Raw genomic sequence first — 20262 nt, 5'->3', positions numbered from 1 at the left:
AATCTCTCCGGCGCCAACGAACGAAGCGAAGTAAGCTACAATAAAATGCCCGGCGGGGTTTCTTCGTCGTTCCGCCACCAGCGTCCGGGCTTTGTGTCGATGTATTGAATAGATTTCGCGGTCAGCCCTTTGCCTTTGGCTTTGGCGCCTTTTGCCAGCAGTCCTTTGACGTTGAATACCTGCTGATGAATCCGCTGACCTTTTGCCGGACGGTAGCGCAAATAGAGCTCGTCGGGGCAGCCTTCCATCAGCAGCACAATTTTTGATCCGGCGGGCGCCAGCCAGTAGTCGCGGTTCATGATGGCGCCGCCGAATGCAAACCGTTTGATATAGGAAGAGCCGCGGTGCGTATAGACGCAGGTCATCTCGCGGTCACGGTCGAAGATGGCGCAGTAATTCAGATTTTTATCTATGAAGAATTTTTCCGGCGGCGGCATCATCTGATAGCGTCCGTCATCCCAGACCAGAATCAGTTTGTCGAGCGACGAACACTTCAAGACCGACTCGCCTTTCACCGCCGAACCGAGGAAATGACTTTCGGGGTCGCGCTGAATATGCAGTTCGTCCGCCGTTAATTCGCGCACTTCAATTTCCTTGAAGGTTTTAATTTCGGTGCGGCGCGGATATTGATCTTTATATTTTTTAATCAGGTTTTTCAGATAACGCACGGCATACGCCGTTAAGCCGCCGAGATCTGCTTCAACCTCTGCCAGCCCGGCAAGAATGCTTTTAATGTCATCACGGTTTTTATTAATATCAAACAGTGAAATGCGCTTAATGCGGACGCCGAGCAGCATTTCAATATCTTCCGGCACCACCGGACGCTTCAACTGTTTTTTGAACGGCTCCAGTCCGTCCAGCACCGCTTTTTGCACCGCTTCGTAGGTTTTGCACTGCTCAATCATTTTATAGATGCGGTTTTCTACGAAAATCTGTACGAGCGTTTTAGTGTGGAATTCATCCAGCAGTTTGCTCTTTTTCAGATTCAGCTCGGCTTCAAGAATGGTGACAAGCTGCTGCGTGTTCAGATGCAGAATTTCGTCGACCGTCATCTCAACCGGACGGTTGTCGCGAATGACGACGATACGGCTGGTGATGGATGTTTCGCAGTTGGTGAATACATACAGCGCCTGCCGCACCTGTTCCGGATCGGCGCCCTGTGAAAGAATCAGCTCAATCTCAACAGTTTCGGCGGTGTAATCGTTAATGGCGCGCACGGCGACTTTTTTCTTTTTCACCGCGTCTTCGATGGATGCCACCAGTGTTTCGGTGGTTTGTCCGTAGGGCAGCTCTTTAATCAGCAGCCGGCCTTTTTCTGTGATGATGCGCGCGCGGACTTTAATTTTTCCGCTGCCGTTATCATATTCGGAAACATCCAGCAGCCCGCCGGTCAGAAAATCCGGCAGTGCGGCGGCTTGATAGGGTGTGCGTTTTTTTTCGCGCAGAATTTCAATCTGATCCTGAAGCAGTTCGATGAAGTTATAGGTCAGAATTTTGGTCGAAAGTCCGACGGCAATGCCTTCGGCGCCGAGCATCAGCAGCAGCGGCAGTTTACACGGCAGTGTGACCGGCTCTTTGTTGCGCCCGTCATAACTCGGGATGTAACGCGTCAGTTCTTTATTAAACAATTCTTCGCGCGCGAGCTGAGTTAAGCGGCACTCGATGTATCGCGAAGCTGCCGCCGGATCGCCGGTGTAAATATTGCCGAAGTTGCCCTGTCCTTCAATCAGGTAGCCGCCGCGGTTTGTTAACGAAACCAGCGCGTCGGCGATGGACGCGTCGCCGTGCGGATGATACTGCATGGTGTGCCCGACGATATTGGCAACTTTGATAAACCGTCCGTCATCTTTTTCCGCCAGCGCGTGCATGATGCGCCGCTGCACCGGCTTCAGACCGTCCTCCACATTGGGAATCGCACGGTCGCAAATGACATACGATGCATATTGCAGAAAATTATAATCGATCAGCTTTTTCAGAGGACCGTCACCAAAACCGTAATGCCCGCGTGCCGGCGCATCCGGCGTTTTTTCCGCATCGCCGGAAAATTCATCCGTTGTTTCCGGCGGCACTTGTTGTTTCATTTTTTTCTTCGGCCGGGGCTCTTCTGAGCTGTCGCCGAAAAGCAGTTCCTGATCTTCACTCATAAAATTTCTTCATCCACAACAAGGTTATCCATGATATACGTCCGGCGGTCCTGCGTATTTTTACCCATGTAAAACGTGAGCACTTCCGGAATCCCGTACTCTTCATCAATCACCACCGGCGTCAGCTTCATCTCTTTACCGATGAATGCCTTGAATTCGCCCGGTGAAATTTCGCCGAGTCCTTTAAAGCGTGTCACCTCTGCGTTTTTGCCAAGTTTATCCATTGCGGCATCGCGCTCTTTTTCGGAATAGCAGTAGAGCGTCTCTTTTTTATTCCGCACGCGAAAGAGCGGCGTCTCAAGAATTTTTAAATGTCCGTCGCGCACCAGCGGTTCAAAGAAACGCAGAAACATTGTAATCATCAGGTTGCGAATGTGCAGGCCGTCGACGTCGGCGTCGGTGGCAAGAACCACATGACCGTAACGGAGTCCGGCGACCGACTCTTCAATGTTCAAACTGCGCATCAGATTGTAAAATTCAATATTTTTATACAGCGCTTCCTTGCTGGCATCGCACACGTTCAACGGCTTGCCGCGCAGTGTAAAAATGGCCTGCGTATTCACATCGCGACAGCTCACCAGCGAACCGGCAGCCGACTGGCCTTCGGTGATGAAAATCATTGTATTGCCGTGCGTGTTCTTGTCTTTATTAAAGTGGTGCTTACAATCCTTTAACTGCGGCACACGGATGGAGACGGTTTTTGACCGTTCACGTGCCAGCCGTTTCACCTGCTGCAAATCTTTACGCAGCCGCTGGCTGTCTTTAATTTTTTCAATCAGCCTGTCCGCTTCCGGTTTATTGCGGTGCAGCAGCTCCACTACCGCTTTTTTTACATTCGCCACGAGATCGGAACGGATTTCGGTATTGCCCAGTTTATTTTTTGTCTGCGATTCGAATACCGGATCTTTCAGCCGGATGGCTACCGCGCCGAGAATCCCCTCGCGCACATCGTCACCGTCAAATTTTCCGTCAGAATATTCATTCACCGCTTTCAGCAGGCCTTCGCGGAAAGCGCTCAGATGCGTGCCGCCATCGTTCGTAAACTGACCGTTCACAAACGAATAATAATCTTCACTGAAGCGGTTGGTGTGTGTGAAAGCAAATTCCAGCATTTTGTCGCGGTAATGAAACGGCTCATACACCTTCTCGTATTCGCTCTCATCAGCAATCAGATCCAGCAGCCCGCCCTGCGAAACAATTTTCCGGTCGTTAAATACGATCACCAGACCGGCGTTCAGATAGGAATAAAAACGCAGCCGGCGCTCGATATGATCATCGCGGAATTTATACTGCTTAAAAATTTCCGGATCCGGCGAAAAACTGATGAACGTGCCGTTCTCCTCGCCAGTTGCGCTGCCTGCTTCTTCATCTTCAAGAATACCCTGTGCAAAACGCGCTTCAACAAACTCGCCGTCACGGTGTGAGCGGACCACGAAATAGCTCGACAGTGCATTCACCGCTTTTGTGCCGACTCCGTTTAAACCGACGCTGAACTGAAATACATCGTCATTATATTTTGCGCCGGTATTAATCCGCGAAACGCATTCGATGACTTTACCGAGCGGTATGCCGCGGCCATAGTCGCGCACATTCACCGTGTCGTCTTCGATTGTGATTTCGACCCGTTTGCCGTGCCCCATAATAAATTCGTCAATGGCATTATCAACGATCTCTTTCAGCAGAATATAAATTCCGTCGTCGTAATGACTCCCGTTCCCGGTGCGCCCGATGTACATTCCCGCGCGGGTCCGGATATGCTCCAGCGACGACAGTGTTTTGATCTTACTCTCGTCATAAATATGCTTTTTATTCTCACCAGCCATAATTTTAGAAAACCACTAGATATTGTATAACTCGACATTGAAAATACAGTGTATAGCACTTCCCGGCCTTTGCCGCAACCTTTGGAAGAGGGCAAATGCAAGAATTTGATATGAATCAGGACGAGCGGCGCCGGCCGATCGAACTGACTGAACGGCAGATATCCCGGACGGATCAGCCGTTAAGCGTCATCAAAAATTCGGCGTTGCTCTTCGTCTTTTTCAGGCGGTTGATGAGCAGCTCCATCGTTTCGACCGCCGGCACATCTTTGAGCGCTTTACGAAGCGTCCAGACGCGCGCGAGCTCTTCTTTGTGCAGCAGCAGCTCTTCTTTGCGTGTACCGCTTTTCTCAATATTGATCGCCGGGAAGATCCGTTTACCGACGAGGTCGCGATCCAGAACAAGTTCCATATTACCGGTGCCTTTGAACTCTTCGAAAATAACTTCATCCATGCGGCTGCCGGTTTCGATGAGCGCGGTGGAGATAATGGTTAAACTTCCGCCGCCTTCAATGTTACGTGCGGCGCCGAAGAAGCGTTTCGGTTTATGCAGCGCATTGGCATCGACGCCGCCGGAAAGAATTTTTCCGCTGTGCGGCTGAACGGTATTATAGGCGCGCGCAAGACGTGTGATACTATCAAGCAGAATGATAACATCTTCACCGTTTTCAACACGGCGTTTCGCCATTTCAATCACGATTTCAGCGACAGAAACGTGACGCTCCGGATGTTCATCAAATGTTGAGAAGAGCACTTCCGCTTTGGTTGTGCGCTGCATGTCCGTCACCTCTTCCGGACGTTCATCAATCAGCAGAATGATAAGTTTTGCTTCGGGATTATTCTGCGAAATGCTGTTGGCAATTTTCTGCATAAGTACAGTCTTGCCGGTACGCGGCGGCGCCACAATCAATCCGCGCTGGCCTTTGCCGATCGGCGTTGCCAGATCCATCACGCGCATGGCAATTTCATCCGGTCCGATTTCAAGCACAAGGCGTTTGTCGGGAAACAGCGGTGTAAGGTTTTCGAACGGGATGCGGTTGCGGTTTTCTTCCGGTGTTTTGTTGTTTACCACATCCACCGACGCAAGCGCAAAAAAGCGTTCTTTGGATTTCGGTGAGCGGATGCTGCCTTCCAGCATATCGCCGGTGCGCAGTCCAAAACGCCGGATTTGCGACGGCGAAACATAAATATCTTCTGGATTCGGCAGATAATTGTTCTCCGACGAACGGAGAAAACCGAATTTATCCGGCAGCACTTCAAGAATGCCGCGGCAAACCGCTTCGTTGCCCCAGCGGATATGCGTTTTTAAAATTTCAAAAATCAGATCGTGTTTGCGGAGTCCGGCCGGCTCTTCCACTTCATATTGTTCCGCAAGCCGCTTGAGCGCCGGAACCTCGGCTTTCTGCAGTTCAAACAGCTTAAGCGTTGGCATGGCACGGGTCACTTCCTGCACCGGCGGCTCATCGTTATGAGGATTTCCGCCGGGGTTATTGTGCCGGAATCCGGTGCGGTTATTATTATGCCGGTTGCTGTGCCGGTTATTATTATGCCGGTTGTTACTATTGAACTGGTGCTGGCTGTTAGTATTCTGATTTTGCGGCCGGTGGTCCTGTTCGCCGGAATGGTGCTGATGTTCATCTGTCTCCGGCGGCTTCGTCAGCGGGGTCTCCGGTTCGGCCGGCGCCGGAGCTTCCGCAGCATCCGCTGCCGGAACAGCGTCCGCCGGCGTTTCAAAAAGTTCTTTTTCTGCAAGAGGCTCTTCGGTCGTTTCCTTTTTTAAACGGCCTCTGGCGGCAGTTTTCTTTACGGTTTTTTTCATCTTTTTTTGTTCATCACTCATGGCTGTTCCCTTTTTTTCCTGCTGCGTACACATTCTGCTAAATCGATCATTTTATTGCGAAACGACTCCAATGTACTGTCATTCCAAATTACGAAATCTGATTTCGCCGCTTTTTCATCCAGCGGCATCTGCGCGGCCATCCGCCGGCGCGCCTCATCCTCATTGAATCCGCGTTGATGCTGCAACTGCTCCACTGCCTGATTCTCCGGCGCTATGATGCAGACTGTTGCGTCCCAGCCATCCGTCCAGTTCACTTCGAACAGCAGCGGAACCAGCACCGCGGCATCTTCATCGGCTGCGCGACATGCGGCGACCCATTCTTTGGCCGCCGTTAGTACCGCCGGATGAACCATCCGGTTCAGCGCCGTCAGCTCGTCCGGATTTTTAAAAACCCGTGTACCGAGTTTCCGTCGATCAATTTCACCGTCATCTGCCAGAATATCTTTTCCAAACTGTGCCACCACCCGGCTGTACACCGGGCGTCCGCTGCTCATCAATTCATGCGCCAGAACATCGCAGTCCAGTACCTTGAATCCTTCTGCAGAAAGTACACGGCCGGCTTCCGATTTACCGCAGGCAATACCGCCGGTAATTCCAATAATAATAGAAACTGACGAACCCATACCGAATGAATTGACCCGGGAAACAAAATTCCGTCGAAAAAGCGTGAAATATGTCTGTGTTTATATGTTGCAGTGCACTGTTTGTCAACCAAATCATTGCATCCAAATCAGAGAAATTTTCACTGCGCATCCAGCCAGTTTTGTAAAATAATCTGCGCCGCGATTTTATCCACCACCTCTTTGCGCCGCTTTCCATCCAGCCCCGCTTCACGCAGTGCGTTATGTGCGCTCACCGTACTCAACCGCTCATCCCATTCGAATACCGGTATCAGAATTTTTTCTTTCAGCTTTTCAATAAACGCGCGCACCTTTTCCGTCGCCGGACCGTAGGAGCCGTCCATATTGCGCGGCAGACCGATCACAATTTTTTCAACGGCGTGTTCTGCAATCAGCGCCGCAATTTCATCCAGTGCGGTGCAGCTGTTTTTAATCATGCAAAATGACGATGCCAGAAACGCCGTTTCATCGCTCAGCGCAATGCCGATACGCACATCGCCATAATCAATTCCAAGCACACGTCCCATAAAATTTTTAAATTCGAAATCCGAATATCGAAATCCGAAACAAATTATAATTTAAAAAATTCAAATGTTTTAAACATTGTAATTTGAAATTTTGAATTTGTTCCGTGCTTCGAATTTAGAATTCCGGATTTTCCTCAAAGCAGTTCTTCAAATGAACCTTTTTCTCTTAATGCCGTTACCATCTGCTTGATGTCCTGCGCACGGTCGCGCGGACACACCAGCGTCACGCCGTCGGCCTGAACCACAATCAGATTTTCAGCGCCGATCACCGCCGTCAAACGGTCTTTTGAATAAATGATATTATTTTTGGAATCAATCTGCTTGCATTCGCCAATCAGTGTATTGCCGCCGGCGTCCTGCGGGAAATGAGCTTCCAGCGCCGGCCACGAACCGACATCGTCCCACGCAAACGTACCGCACGCCATCACAATATTATCCGCTTTCTCCATCAGCGCATAATCCACTGAAATTTTTTTCAGCGCCGGATAGGTTTTTTTCAGTCCCGCAAAAATTTCGCCGCGCACCGCAAACGGAATCAGCTCATCCATTAAGATTTTCATCTCCGGACAGTGCGCCGCGAATGCTTTTTGCAGCGACTTCACCGACCAGATAAACATGCCGGAATTCCAGTAAAACCTGCCGGTTGCCAAATACCGCCGCGCGCGTTCTTCATCCGGTTTTTCAACGAACCGCACCGCCTTGCGAAACTCAACATTCTCCACAGTGGAAAAATCTTCCCCGGATTCGATATAACCGAATCCCGTACTGGGAAACGCCGGTTGAATACCAATCGTTACCAAAATATCATTCTGCTGCGCCAACTCCATTCCGCCGCGCAGCGTCGCACGAAAAACATCCAGATCGCCCATCACCTGATCCGCTGTCAGCACAGCAAACACCGCCTCCGGATTTTTGGCCGCAACCAGCGCACCGCCGCACGCCACCGCCGCCGCTGTGTCGCGCCCGACCGGTTCACCGACAATATTTTCCGGCGGCAGCATCGGCGCCGCCGCGCGCGTCGCATCCATTAAATCCGCATTTGTCACCACAAAAATATTTTCCGGCGGCACCAGACCGTTCAACCGCTCCACCGCCTGTGCAATCAGCGGTTGATCGCCCACCAGTGCCAGCAGCTGCTTCGGATGCTGCGACGTACTCAGCGGCCAGAACCGCTCGCCCCTGCCCCCCGCCATAATCACTGCAAAATGTTCTGACATAAATTATATCCTCGTATTTGATTTTCTTAACAAATCCAACGTCACCCATTTGCTCGACTTATTTTTAAAACTCCAAAATGTCCAGCCGTTTACCGGGTGATTCACCACAGCCATCGCAGCCGAAGAAGGCGAATTATAAATTTTTCCGCCGTATTGAATTGTTCCGTCAGCAAACACCACCGCTTCATAGGTTTTTCCTTTATAAGTTTTCCGCAGTAGAAATGAGTTTTCAACATATCCCGACAGTGCCGGAATGTTATTTTCTTTTTTACGGCGCACCGCTGATCCATTGCGTTTTACTTTTTTCTCAGCAGTTTTCTTTTTGCAGAACGGGTTTAGCATCGCAGTTCTTATTTTATCCTGCCGTTTTTTCATTTCCGAATTCAACCGTTTGTTCAGCTTCTCTGCGTGAGGCATCCGCCCTTTTACTGAATTTCCTTTCGGATCAGCGATCCGGAGAATTAATGACTCCAGCTCTTTAATGTGTTCACTCTTACGAATCAGATAAAGCCGGAACGAATCCCACTTTCCGGCATGTTTATCACGTAGATGATAGTTTACCCTGCGGTGCAGATTCGTTGCCAAGCCGACATAGTAAAGCCTGTCGCCTTTATAAAGCGCATAAATCCCATGCCGACCGGCAACCATCGCCGTAATTTCTTTCGGAAATTCAGAAAAGACCGAACTCGAAACATTTTCGAGATACGCCAGCACCAGATTTTTTTCTTTCATAGCGACTGCTCCGTTTACTGAACCGGCCACGCAGGAATTGTTTCATCAATCTTTTGCATCAGTTCAATCGTCATCCCGAGTGCTGCGACAATTTTTTTATAATGCTGAAGATCGTCGTGCGAAAGTTCACGTCCACGCCGGTCTTTCAGCCACTTTTCGCAAACCTGATAGCCGCCGATCGTAAAATTCCAGACATTGGAAGGCACCCCGTCGAAATACTGTGTTTTATTAATATAAACGCAACCCAATGCAGATGCGACGTCTCCGGTGGATTTCTCTTTTTGTACGGAACGCGACGAGGGCGTCGCGTCTACGTTGAATTTCGGGAACCCTTTTTCGACCTCATTGTTGCCGGCGACAGGGAACGCCGTTGTTGGCTTATTCAGTTCCGGCGCTTCCATCAAATGAAATGCTGACAGCTTGCTGCCGAGCTTAACCAGTGAAGCAAACAGTTTTTTATCGGATGTTAGCGGAACGCGAGGGAAATCGATTTTCAAGAAATCGGCATAACGTGTTCGATACGTTGGAGAATGAAGAATTGCATAAATGTAATAAAACACATCTTCCGGCCCGAATGTTTTCTTACAATCACCCTGCCCTTCCGGAATAAATTTTAAATTCAGTTTTTCGCTGAACTCCTTGATGAATTTTTCAGATAAATTCGGCTTCCGTTTTTCAGCGCCAAAACTGAACTCACTGGTATTAGGATAAAGATAAAGAGGTGCAACATTTGCGTTATCGGCAGAAGATAATAATGTTTTGTCTACAACACTGCTTGCGACAAAATAATTTGACAACACATTCTCCCGACTGCGGCGTACAAAACATAAAGCTTTATTATGTTTTCCATTTAAATGGCACATAACATCTGCTCTTGGCATACAAAGAAAGCCTTTGGTTTTCCCGGTATAATAAGTGGCTCGAGTATCAAACGGTCGATACACATACTCTGCAATTAACGACTCCGAGCATTTTGTCTGTAATACATCTTGCTGAGCGAAAAGCACCTTCCAGTCGCGAGCATCTTTTCCTAGATTGAACAGCTTGCGAGCGTCCTCTGCAGGCAATTCTGAAAACATCCGGATTCGTTGCAAAAGCTCATCTGCTGTCCACGCAACAGTCAATTCATCTCGCGCAGTTGCAACACCCATAGATTGCTTTATGAAGATATCAGGCAATAAAACACCAAAATCATATTCATTCCGAAGGTTTTCATCCTGTGGAATGAAAAAATATAAAGGATCGTGTGGACTGACTTTTATCCATTTAGTTTTCGAAACATCGTCTTTATTTAAACGAGCATATTTTTTGTCTCGTCTTCCAATTATCTCGGCATAATGAATCTGACATTTCCGATTCGAATCCGATTGTTTAACAAAAATTCCGATGCAAACACCTTGTTGAATATCAAATACATTTTCATCACTTTCATCAAATCCCTGTTTTTTAACATTGGATAGCCCATGTAAATTAAGAATATAGATATCATTAAAACTCTGCATGAGCGACCAGCGCATGCCGCGAAAAGTCGGATTATCCAGATAACCGTTGTTGGAAATAAACGCCAGCACACCGCTTCCGCTCTGGTCAAGCCGCCATTGTGCAAAACGGATAAATTTTACATAGTCGTCCTGCAGCCATTTTGAATTTCTTTCACCGAGCGGTTGGCCGGCAACAAATTTATAATCGTTGATTAAATCTGAAATCCATTTTCCATTGTTTTCGGAATGCCCTGAATACGGCGGATTGCCGCAAATGACCATGATAGGCAAGTCGCGTTTGACTGCGTTGGCGGCTTCAGTTTCCGCCGCAATCCAGCGGGCAAAAAGCGGCAATCCGCTCATTTCATGCATGTCTTCGAGCGTATTCGTTAGAAAGATATTGAGGCGGTTACCCTCTTCCATTTCATACTTCCAGCTCTGTTCTTGAAGTTGCAGAAGATCGCGGCCTGCAAGCTGCAAACTGAGTTTAAAGTGTGCTATCGCATACGGCGCCATCATCAATTCAAATCCGAAAAGGCGCGGAAGAAGCGACCCTTTTACATAACCGGGCCACATGCCGGCATCGTTGCGTTCGATAAACTGATTACGGATCAAGCCGATAATGTCGTAAAGAAACGTGCCAGTTCCGCAGGCGGGATCGAGGATGAGAACCCGGTGACATTCATCGGTTTTACGCATCGCATCTTTCTTCGTGCGTTTTTCCGGTCGCCAGTTCGGAAGCTTAACTTTTGAGCTGTCGGCCAGTCCCTCCGGACATTTGAATTTTATTTTCAGGATGTGATCAACTGAACGGACGATGTACGAAACGACCGGGTCCGGCGTATAATAAACGCCGCGTTTTTCGCGCAATGCCGGATCATATTCTGCCAGAAATGTCTCATAGAAATGGAATACCGGGTCGCGTGTTTTCTTTGATACACCGAAATCTTTCAGGACACGGGTCATGTCTGTGTGAGCAAGAACGGCAACCAGATCGTCAACAAACGGCGCGAACGGCTCATCATCCAGCGCCGGCCCGGTGATTTGATAGAAAAAGTTTCTGAGAAACGGATTTGATTTCGGAATCAGCGCCTGTGCTTCCTGTCGCGAAAATGTGTCAGGAGTCGGATCAAGCACACGGGCGGAAAACAATCCGTAAGCAATTGTCTGTGCAAACATATCTGCGAAATCGCCGGTACGCTCCGGACGCTCCAGGTCATGCATCAATGTCTGTGCAAATGCAGACCGCCAGTCTTTAAGCATGTCAGAGGCCTTGTCCTGTTCAAATGCTTTTACGATGATGTCACGAACCATGTGCGCCAGATTCGCCATACGCACGGCAAGCTCTTTCGGATGCCGGATTGTCTGCGGCTTATATTTCAAGAACCCATGCAATAGTGCGGCAACATCTTCAGCGCCGGAAACATCAGCGCGTATTTTCTCGCCTGTAAAATTCCCGGCACGGACAACCTGCCGTAATTCACCGTTTACATACCAGCGAAACTCCAGATAATCGGTAAGAATCAAATTTTCAAGCGCATGGAAATAACGTTTAAGCTGTTCGCTTTTTGCTGCCTCATTTAATGAAATGCCGATATCTTTTGTTTCGATATAACCAAGTGTGAATTTTTTTCTGGAAATTAGAATATCAGGAGCACCGCATGCAATCCGGCGCGGTTCATTCACGGCCTGAATATTTGAATCAAGAGACTCAATCAGTTTTTGAAGCGCCGGACGGTGCGTATGTTCCGTTGCAATACCGGCAGACATTTTTCGTTCAATTTCATTCAGATAATTAAGAACCGCATTGCTCGCCATGTATTTCTCCGGAGGTTTCGAGTTTTTTACATTTTTCACCGGATATTGAAAAGACCTGTCTGGAAGTTATTTCAATTTTTCCAGTTTTGACAGGAGCATTTCGCGCAGGTACGGTCGGTCGGCGGGATAAAGAGGAATCAGTTTCTTATCCTGCTGCTGATACAATTTCTGCTTTTTCAGCATACCGATTTTATAATCGGCGGTGTCCATGCCCCGGTATTCAATATACACATCAAATTCCGGCAGATAAAAATCCGGACGAATGGCATAACCGTTGAGAATGCGAAACCGTTCGTCATAGCGGTATTCAATTTTTTCGCCGGTAAGAATTTCACAAATCTGCTGTTCACCGACGGACTGAACCAGTGCTCCGTCTTTCGCACGAATTGTTTTCTGCAGTTCAACTTTTGTTTCAAAATTCCGGCGGCCGAGAAACATCTCGTCGAAACAATGATCGCAGAACGAACGCTGAAACGCTTTTTGAGAGCGTGCATATTCGTCCGGCATCAGCTTTACACCGCAGCGCCGGCAATGATGTACAATTTTTTCTTCCGCAATTCGTACCGCTTCACGGATTGTTTTTCCGGCAGTTGTCACCGAACGTTTTACATAATCCTTTTCCACCGGATTTTTCAACATATCGCGCAAATCCGGCAGAACATCTTTGGCATGCGCGCCGAATGCGCCGAGCGCTTTGGCGGTATACTGCCGGACTTGCGGATGAACATCTGAAAGCAGCGGATGCAACACTTTTACCGCCGGTGCCGGCGGAATAATTCCAGCAAGTTTTCCCAGCGCCGATGCCGCCAGCCGCCGGGCAAGCGCAGACTCCGAATGCGTTAATTTTTTCAATTCATCGAACGCACCGGCATCGCACTTTCACCGAGAACTTTTGCTTTCGCCGCGAGCTTGCGTTCGTTTGAAATGTTCATGACAACTCATTCCACGCACAGTTGCGTTCCATTGCGCCGTGCACTAGAGAATATCACTAACTTTAAAAGATAAATCAATCAAAATCAAATTCGCAGCGAGTGAAACGTAACGAAGAACTAAAGTGCCACGTTTAATATTCGTTATTATCTGCTCAAACACTCCTTCAAATCGGCATCGACCGTGGAGACCGGTGCAATATTGAACTTTTCAACGAGGACTTTAAGTACCGGCGGAGTGACAAATGCAGGCAGAGTCGGTCCAAGTTTTATATTGCGGATGCCAAGATGCAGCAACGAGAGCAATATCACAACGGCTTTCTGTTCGTACCACGACAGAATCATGGAGAGCGGCAGATCGTTTACGCCGCAATTAAATGCACCGGCGAGCGCAACGGCAATTTGAATGGCTGAATAGGCATCATTGCATTGTCCAATGTCAAGCAGACGCGGAATGCCGCCGAGTTCGCCAAATTCCAGTTTGTTAAAACGGTATTTACCGCAGGCAAGCGTGAGAATAACGCAGTCTTGCGGCACGGCTTCGGCGAACTGGGTGTAATAATTCCGTCCCGGTTTGGCGCCGTCGCAGCCGCCGATGAGGAAAAAGTGCTTGAGCGCACCCGATTTTACGGCATCGATTACCGTCGGCGCAACACTCATCACAGCGTTGTGTCCGAACCCGACCGTGATCGTTTTTTCTGATTCGTCTGCGGCGAATCCCGGCGCGGCAAGCGCGGCATCAATGACCGGTTTAAAATTGCCGTCGCTGATGTGCTGAACGCCGGGCCACTGCACAAGACCGCTGGTGAAGATCTGCGCTTGATAGCTCTCTTTCGGACGCTGGATACAGTTCGTTGTCATGAGAATCGCGCCGGGGAATTTTTCGAATTCTTCACGCTGATTCTGCCAAGCACCGCCGTAGTTTCCGGCAAGATGTTTGTATTTTTTCAGCTCCGGATAGCCGTGACACGGCAGCATTTCACCGTGTGTATAGATGTTAATGCCGGTGCCTTTCGTCTGTTCAAGCAGCATGGCAAGGTCTTTCAGATCATGACCGGAAACGAGAATCGCTTTTCCTTTTACCGGCGTAATCCGCACTGCTGTCGGTTCCGGATGCCCATAGGTCCCGGTGTTTGCGGTGTCGAGCAGTTCCATGACCTTGATGTTCACCTCACCGGTTTTCATTGCCAGATCAAACAGTGCTTCCACCGTCGGTTTGCCCTCTTTCAGATACGCAAGCGCTTCATGGAAGAATGCAAAAACAGAATCATCTTCTTTACCGAGCACATGCGCGTGGTGCGCGTATGCCGCCATGCCTTTGAGTCCGAACAGAATCAGATACTGCAAGCCGGTGATGTCGTCACCGAGTTCTTTTTTATATTGAACAACGCCGGCAGCTTCACCCTGTTTTAATAGACCTGCGCAATCAGCAGAGAAATCGATGGTTGTTGTGCCGCCCAGGTCTTGAATAATTTTTTCACCGGCGCGAATCATCGCTTCCAGCGTCGCCGGATCAAAGTTCACATTCGTCACCGTGGTGAACAGTGCTTCAATCACATAAATGTCTGCTGCACGTGTCACTTTGCCCTGCTGACGCGCGGCATGCGCCGCGACACCGATCTGCCGGCAGACTTCAACCAGTAAATCCTGCAATGTTGCGGTTTCCGGATCTTTTCCACAGACGCCGATTACGTCGCAACCGGTTCCTCTGGCAGCCTGCTCACACTGATAACAAAACATACTCATGATTACCTCCTCCAGTTTATAATTATACCCGTCATTAAATTTGATTCAGAAAACACCTCTTAACCCCGTTTAAACTCTCCGGGATTTTCAGAAACATAAACAATCAATACCGCAAAAGTAAACCCTTATAAATTGATTTGCACACGCTTTTTTATTTTTCGACGGATGGCTAAGGATTTACCGGAATAATTTTCCCGCCTCAAATCATAAACATCATCTCTTCGTAGGTTGGAAGCGGCCAGTGTTCAAACGGCACCATCAGCTCAAGCGCATCCACTGCGGTGCGGACTTTGTTCATGGCGCCGATTTTTTCTTTTACGGCGGCGGCTTTTTCGAGCCGTGCGACCGTCCGGTAGAGTTTTTCGGTTTCGGCACAGATGCCTTTAAGTGCTGCGCGCGCGCCAGTGGCAGTTCCGCCGGCAGAAACAACGGCTTTAATCTGCGCCGCCAGTTCTCCCTGTGCGGTCATGACCGCCGGAATGATCATGGTTTTGGCCATCAGCAGCGCCACGCCGGCTTCGATATGAATGATTTTTTCATACTCGGCATGGTAAATTTCGTAGCGGGAGCGCAGTTCTTTTTCAGTTAACACATTGTGTCTGGAAAAGAGCTCCACCGCTTTAGGTGTAATCCACGCTTTGAGCGCTTCCGGAGTGGTTTTTATATTCGGCAGTCCGCGCTGCGCAGCTTCCTTCTCCCAGGCGGCAGTATAATTATCACCGTCAAACAGAATGCGTTTATGCTTTTTAATGATGCTCGAAAGAATCGTCTGCAGAGATTTGTTAAACTCTTTTCCGGCGGCGACCTCCGCTTCCAGTTTTGTACAGATGTCATCCAGTGCATCGGCGACAATGGTATTGATGGTTACATTGCAGCCGGCGCAGCTTTGATTCGAGCCGACGGCACGGAATTCAAACTTATTGCCAGTGAATGCGAACGGCGATGTGCGGTTGCGGTCGGTATTGCCGCGCGGCAGTGTCGGCAAGATATCGATGCCGAGATGAATAGTGCCGTTCTGTTTTGAACGGCTCGCGGCACCGTTTTCAATCTGCATAATAATATCGGTAAGTTGTTCGCCGAGAAAAATGGAGATAATCGCCGGCGGCGCTTCGTGCGCACCGAGACGATGATCGTTGCCGGCCGTAGCAACAGAGGCGCGCAGTAAATCCGCATACATGTCCACCGCTTGAATCAATGCACAAATAACGGTCAGGAATTTTGCATTTTCATGCGGGTTGTCGCCGGGCAGCAGCCAGTTTTTACCATCCGGTCCGGTAAGCGACCAGTTGTTGTGTTTGCCGGAACCGTTCACGCCGGCATACGGTTTTTCGTGCAGCAGGCAGACAAAATCATGCTTTTCTGCTGTCTTGTGCAGCACCCCCATCGTGAGCATATTGTGATCGACCGCCAGATTGAGCTCTTCAAAAACCGGTGCGATTTCAAACTGTCCCGGCGCCACTTCGTTATGCCGCGTTTTAGCCGGAATGCCCAGCCGCCACAGCTCGTGGTCGAGGTCCTCCATGAATTTCATTACACGGGTTTTGATGGTGCCGTAATAATGATCCTCCATCTGCTGATGTTTTGCCGGCGCGCAGCCGAACAATGTACGGCCGGTCTGCTGCAGATCGAGACGCGCGTTATAATATTCGCGATTGACCAGAAAATATTCCTGCTCCGCCCCGAGCGTTGCGCCGGCGTACTGTTTAATTTCCAAGCCGAACAGTTTCGCCATGCGGCGCGTCTGCTGATCGAGCGCTTTAATAGAGCGCAGCAGCGGTGTTTTTTTGTCAAGTGCTTCGCCGTGATAACCGCAAAACACCGTCGGGATGCACAGTGTATTATCTTTAATGAACGCCGGACTGCTCGGGTCCCACGCGGTATACCCGCGCGCTTCGAATGTTGCGCGCAGTCCGCCGGACGGAAAACTGGAGGCATCCGGTTCGCCCCGAATCAGCTCGCTGCCGGAAAATTTACAGATCACGGAACCTTCACCGTCCGGCACAATAAATGAATCGTGTTTTTCGGCGGTGGAGTTAGTGAGCGGCTGAAACCAGTGCGTATAGTGTGTTGCGCCTTTGGAAAGCGCCCACTCTTTCATCGCTTCGGCAACTTCAGCCGCAATGCCGGGATTCAGCCGCTTGCCGGTTTTGATCGTCGCTTCCAGCGATTGTACCGTTTTTTCGGAAAGGTGCTCACGCATTACACGCATACTGAACACTTTTTCGCCATACATACTGATCGGATTCATCGTTTTCCTTTAATTAAAAACTCACCCGTCTTTTAACCGGACTGTTCAAGCTGCTTTATCCGTTTTTCCAATGCCGCAATCCGTTCTTTTAATTTCGGCAGCAGCGCAACAGCAGCCGTGCTGCGTTTCCACTCTTTTATCGCTACCGCCGGCATCCCGATCAGATAAGCGCCGTCCGGCACGCTCTTTGTCACGCCGGCCATCGGGCCGACAACCACGCCTTTGCCGATTTCAATATGGCCGTTCACGCCAACTTTTCCGGCCAGAATCGATTTTTCGCCGACGCGCGCGCTGCCGGCAATGCCAACCTGCGAAACCAGCACCACGTGCTCGCCGATTTCCACATTGTGTGCAATCTGAACCTGATTATCAATCTTTGCACCGGTACCGATCTTTGTTTTGCCGAACCGCGCGCGATCTATTGTCGTATTCGCTCCGATTTCAACATCGTCGCTGATCTCCACTGTGCCGACCTGCGGAATCTTTGTGCGCACGCCGGCTTCGTCCACTGAATAACCAAACCCGTCGCTGCCGATCACCGTGCCGTTATGCAGAATCACGTGGTCACCGGTTTTCACCGATTCACGCAGCGACACATGCGGATAGAACAGACAGTTTTTTCCCACAGTGCAGTTTGCACCGATATAACACTGCGCAACCAGCACCGTTCCGGCACCGATCGTTACGCCGGATTCAACCACACACAGCGGCCCGATGCTGGCGTTTTCTCCGATGATGGCATCCGGCGCGACGACTGCCGACGGATGAACTCCGGCGACCGCCGCCGGCGGCGGTGTATAAAACAGCATGGTTGCCTGTGCAAATGCGGCATCCGGATTTTTTACGCGAATGAATGCCGCCGGCGATTCCGCGCTCCAGTTCTCCGGTACAATCAGCGCCGATGCGTTGGTTGCCGCCGCCTGTGCTGCATATTTCGGGTTCGCAAGAAAACTGATTTCGCCCGGCTCTGCAGAGCCGATTGCCGCTACGCCGCGAATTTCAACATCGCCGGCGCCGTCCAGTTTCCCGCCGATTTTTTCTGCAAGTTCAACAAGTTTCATTTAAATCCTTAAAATTTATTTCACACGGAGGAAGCGAAGAGAACGAAGTATTGAACGGGACACTGCAATTTTTTCTTCGTGTTCATTCGTGATTTAAAAATCCGTTTCCATCCGCGTAATCCGCGGTTTGATATCAGTTCGCCGGAGCAGCTTCGGCCGGAACCGGCGCTTCTTCTGCGCCCGTCGCATCTTTTATCATCTGTTCAAATGAATCCGGACGCTTACTATTCAATTCACCAAGAATCTGCTGTGTAATATCCACGTCAGGATGTGTGTAAATAAACACGCCGATCGCCGCCCGGCGCGCTGAATTGTCCATGACCGCCTGCAATCCGTTGCGCTTGGCATACTCAATCACCGCGCCGCGAATTTCATCCATAATCGACTGACTCATGCGTGTAACCTGCTGTTGCAGCAGCTGCTGCCGGAGTTGTACAAATTCTTCCAGCTCTTTCTGCTTGCTGCGCAGCTCAAGCAGGCGTTCTTCGTAAATCAGCCGTTTTGCATCGCGGATATCCTCCGTCAGCGTCATATCGCGTGCCTCTTTTTTCAGAGCGTCAACTTCGGTGGCGAACGATGTAATTTCATCGGCACGCGCTTTGCGCTCCGCCTCAATCTCCTTCTGCTGCGCCTCAATGGTCGCCTTCGAAAGCTGCGTGCGGTAGAAATTATTAAACACCTCTTCGAGATTCACAAACACCATGCGTTCCATCGCACCGGCGAGTCCTGCAATTGACAAAATTCCAGCCAGCAAAAGTTTTTTCATCGTCACTCCTCAGTTTTCAAAAAAGTTTTGTCAGAATACACGCATTCCGGAGAATTGTGCGAATAAAAAATAGCGCCTCTGCAGAATTCACTGCCGGAATGCACGGATTACGTTTTTTTGTTTTGCCGGATTTCACGACACACCAGCATCAGTATCGCAACAGCCGTCAGCGGCAGAACGAACCACAGCACTGCCATGCGAAATTCCGTTGCAACGGTGCTGCCGGTGGACAGCAGAATTAGAAAAACAGTGTAAATGATATAATAACCGAAAAACAGCGCGCCTTCCCACCGGGTAATAACATTGCCGGTGAAAAACACCGGCAGGCACGCCAGCGCCACCGTCAGCATCACCGGAAAATCAAAAACTAAAACCGATTCCGGCACCGGGATTCCGCCTTTCGTGACAACGGCCGCTGCACCGAGAACACACAGCAGATTAAACAGATTACTGCCGACAATATTTCCCACTGCAATATCGCGCTCACCACGAAGACTTGCCACAACCGATGTTGCCGCTTCCGGCAGCGAAGTTCCGGCAGCGACAATCGTTAAACCGATAACCAGATCGCTCACCCCGCAATGCTGCGCAATGGTCACCGCACTTTTCACCAGCCAGCTGGAACCGAGTACCAGCAGCACCAGGCCGGCGAGCACAAAAAACCCGTTCTTCAACAATGCGCGTGCGCCCTTTGCTGCCGGTATCTCAGCGACGGCGGCGCAGTTTTCTTTGCGGCTTTTCATGATTAAAAAAAGGGTATATGCAATAATTCCGGCAAACAGAATGACGCCTTCAACCGTACTGATTACACCGTTCGCACCGAACAAAAATACCAGTGCCGATGCGGCAATCATCAGCGGCACATCCAGTTTGATCAGTTGCGTTGAAACAATCAGCGGCGCCACCAGCGCCGAAATTCCGAGAATAAAAAGGATATTAAAAATATTACTGCCGAGAACATTGCCGAGTGCAATGTTCGTCTCACCTGCCATGCCGGACATCACACTCACCGCCAGTTCCGGTGCGCTCGTACCGAATGCAACCACTGTCAAGCCGATCACCAGCGGAGAAATGCCCAGCGCCGCCGCCAGCCGTGACGCGCCGCGCACCAGCAGTTCTGCACCGCCGGTTAACAGACCAAAGCCGGCAAGCAGAAAAAAAATGGCAATCCATAATTCAGTCATGTGCACCATCATCTCCTGTCCGCCGGCGTTTTCAATATTTTTGTCAGATGCATTTGAAAAACCGCCGCCGCTCTGTAATGTAATCAATGTAGACGCGACGTCCCGCCGCGTCAAAACAGAACGGATGAC

Annotated in this window: 14 protein-coding genes; all 14 read right to left on the bottom strand. The window is 49.8% G+C overall.

Annotated elements, in window-relative coordinates; translation table 11 throughout:
- Nucleotides 1-35 precede the first annotated feature (35 nt).
- Entirely contained in the window at nucleotides 36-2144 is a 2109-nt protein-coding gene (locus WC959_07290) for a DNA topoisomerase IV subunit A (GenBank protein ID MFA5688935.1), read from the bottom strand.
- Nucleotides 2141-3967 carry a toprim domain-containing protein gene (locus WC959_07285; protein ID MFA5688934.1) on the bottom strand — a complete coding sequence of 609 codons (1827 nt, stop codon included), beginning with the start codon at nucleotides 3965-3967 and terminating at the stop codon, nucleotides 2141-2143. The genes WC959_07290 and WC959_07285 overlap by 4 nt, the downstream gene beginning before the upstream one ends.
- A 172-nt stretch (nucleotides 3968-4139) precedes the next feature.
- Complete coding sequence (rho, locus tag WC959_07280; GenBank protein ID MFA5688933.1) at nucleotides 4140-5396, bottom strand: transcription termination factor Rho; 1257 nt, start codon at nucleotides 5394-5396, stop codon at nucleotides 4140-4142.
- 404 nt (nucleotides 5397-5800) lie between these two features.
- Nucleotides 5801-6427 carry a dephospho-CoA kinase gene (gene coaE, locus WC959_07275; GenBank protein ID MFA5688932.1) on the bottom strand — a complete coding sequence of 209 codons (627 nt, stop codon included), beginning with the start codon at nucleotides 6425-6427 and terminating at the stop codon, nucleotides 5801-5803.
- 119 nt (nucleotides 6428-6546) lie between these two features.
- Entirely contained in the window at nucleotides 6547-6951 is a 405-nt protein-coding gene (gene ruvX, locus WC959_07270; protein MFA5688931.1) for a Holliday junction resolvase RuvX, read from the bottom strand.
- Between the two features lie 134 nt (nucleotides 6952-7085).
- The gene (locus tag WC959_07265) at nucleotides 7086-8168 is read right to left on the bottom strand and encodes a sugar phosphate nucleotidyltransferase (GenBank protein ID MFA5688930.1); all 1083 of its coding nucleotides are present in this window, start codon (nucleotides 8166-8168) and stop codon (nucleotides 7086-7088) included.
- A 3-nt stretch (nucleotides 8169-8171) separates the two neighbouring features.
- Complete coding sequence (locus WC959_07260; protein MFA5688929.1) at nucleotides 8172-8900, bottom strand: hypothetical protein; 729 nt, start codon at nucleotides 8898-8900, stop codon at nucleotides 8172-8174.
- A 14-nt stretch (nucleotides 8901-8914) separates the two neighbouring features.
- A complete protein-coding gene (locus tag WC959_07255; protein ID MFA5688928.1) occupies nucleotides 8915-12199 on the bottom strand; it encodes a type ISP restriction/modification enzyme in 3285 nt (1094 codons plus the stop codon).
- 66 nt (nucleotides 12200-12265) lie between these two features.
- A complete protein-coding gene (locus WC959_07250) occupies nucleotides 12266-13051 on the bottom strand; it encodes a HEAT repeat domain-containing protein (GenBank protein ID MFA5688927.1) in 786 nt (261 codons plus the stop codon).
- Nucleotides 13052-13275: 224 nt separating this feature from the next.
- Nucleotides 13276-14874 carry a hydroxylamine reductase gene (gene hcp, locus WC959_07245; protein ID MFA5688926.1) on the bottom strand — a complete coding sequence of 533 codons (1599 nt, stop codon included), beginning with the start codon at nucleotides 14872-14874 and terminating at the stop codon, nucleotides 13276-13278.
- A gap of 199 nt (nucleotides 14875-15073) precedes the next feature.
- Nucleotides 15074-17122 (bottom strand): glutamine synthetase III, encoded by a 2049-nt coding sequence (locus WC959_07240; GenBank protein MFA5688925.1) that lies wholly within the window; start codon nucleotides 17120-17122, stop codon nucleotides 15074-15076.
- A gap of 32 nt (nucleotides 17123-17154) precedes the next feature.
- Nucleotides 17155-18183, bottom strand: coding sequence for a UDP-3-O-(3-hydroxymyristoyl)glucosamine N-acyltransferase (lpxD, locus tag WC959_07235; GenBank protein MFA5688924.1), 1029 nt, complete (start codon nucleotides 18181-18183; stop codon nucleotides 17155-17157).
- Between the two features lie 133 nt (nucleotides 18184-18316).
- Complete coding sequence (locus WC959_07230) at nucleotides 18317-18949, bottom strand: OmpH family outer membrane protein (GenBank protein MFA5688923.1); 633 nt, start codon at nucleotides 18947-18949, stop codon at nucleotides 18317-18319.
- A gap of 107 nt (nucleotides 18950-19056) precedes the next feature.
- A complete protein-coding gene (locus tag WC959_07225; GenBank protein ID MFA5688922.1) occupies nucleotides 19057-20220 on the bottom strand; it encodes a calcium/sodium antiporter in 1164 nt (387 codons plus the stop codon).
- Nucleotides 20221-20262 lie beyond the last annotated feature (42 nt).

It is taken from the genome of Kiritimatiellales bacterium, from assembly GCA_041656295.1.
Classification (GTDB): Bacteria; Verrucomicrobiota; Kiritimatiellia; order Kiritimatiellales; family Tichowtungiaceae; genus Tichowtungia.
This window is presented reverse-complemented; position numbering and strand designations above follow the sequence as displayed.

Coding starts and splice junctions, on each gene's coding strand:
- WC959_07290 (MFA5688935.1), bottom strand. CDS start 2,144: ATGAGTGAAGATCAGGAACTGCTTTTCGGCGACAGCTCAGAAGAGCCC.
- WC959_07285 (MFA5688934.1), bottom strand. CDS start 3,967: ATGGCTGGTGAGAATAAAAAGCATATTTATGACGAGAGTAAGATCAAA.
- rho (MFA5688933.1), bottom strand. CDS start 5,396: ATGCCAACGCTTAAGCTGTTTGAACTGCAGAAAGCCGAGGTTCCGGCG.
- coaE (MFA5688932.1), bottom strand. CDS start 6,427: ATGGGTTCGTCAGTTTCTATTATTATTGGAATTACCGGCGGTATTGCC.
- ruvX (MFA5688931.1), bottom strand. CDS start 6,951: ATGGGACGTGTGCTTGGAATTGATTATGGCGATGTGCGTATCGGCATT.
- WC959_07265 (MFA5688930.1), bottom strand. CDS start 8,168: ATGTCAGAACATTTTGCAGTGATTATGGCGGGGGGCAGGGGCGAGCGG.
- WC959_07260 (MFA5688929.1), bottom strand. CDS start 8,900: ATGAAAGAAAAAAATCTGGTGCTGGCGTATCTCGAAAATGTTTCGAGT.
- WC959_07255 (MFA5688928.1), bottom strand. CDS start 12,199: ATGGCGAGCAATGCGGTTCTTAATTATCTGAATGAAATTGAACGAAAA.
- hcp (MFA5688926.1), bottom strand. CDS start 14,874: ATGAGTATGTTTTGTTATCAGTGTGAGCAGGCTGCCAGAGGAACCGGT.
- WC959_07240 (MFA5688925.1), bottom strand. CDS start 17,122: ATGAATCCGATCAGTATGTATGGCGAAAAAGTGTTCAGTATGCGTGTA.
- lpxD (MFA5688924.1), bottom strand. CDS start 18,183: ATGAAACTTGTTGAACTTGCAGAAAAAATCGGCGGGAAACTGGACGGC.
- WC959_07230 (MFA5688923.1), bottom strand. CDS start 18,949: ATGAAAAAACTTTTGCTGGCTGGAATTTTGTCAATTGCAGGACTCGCC.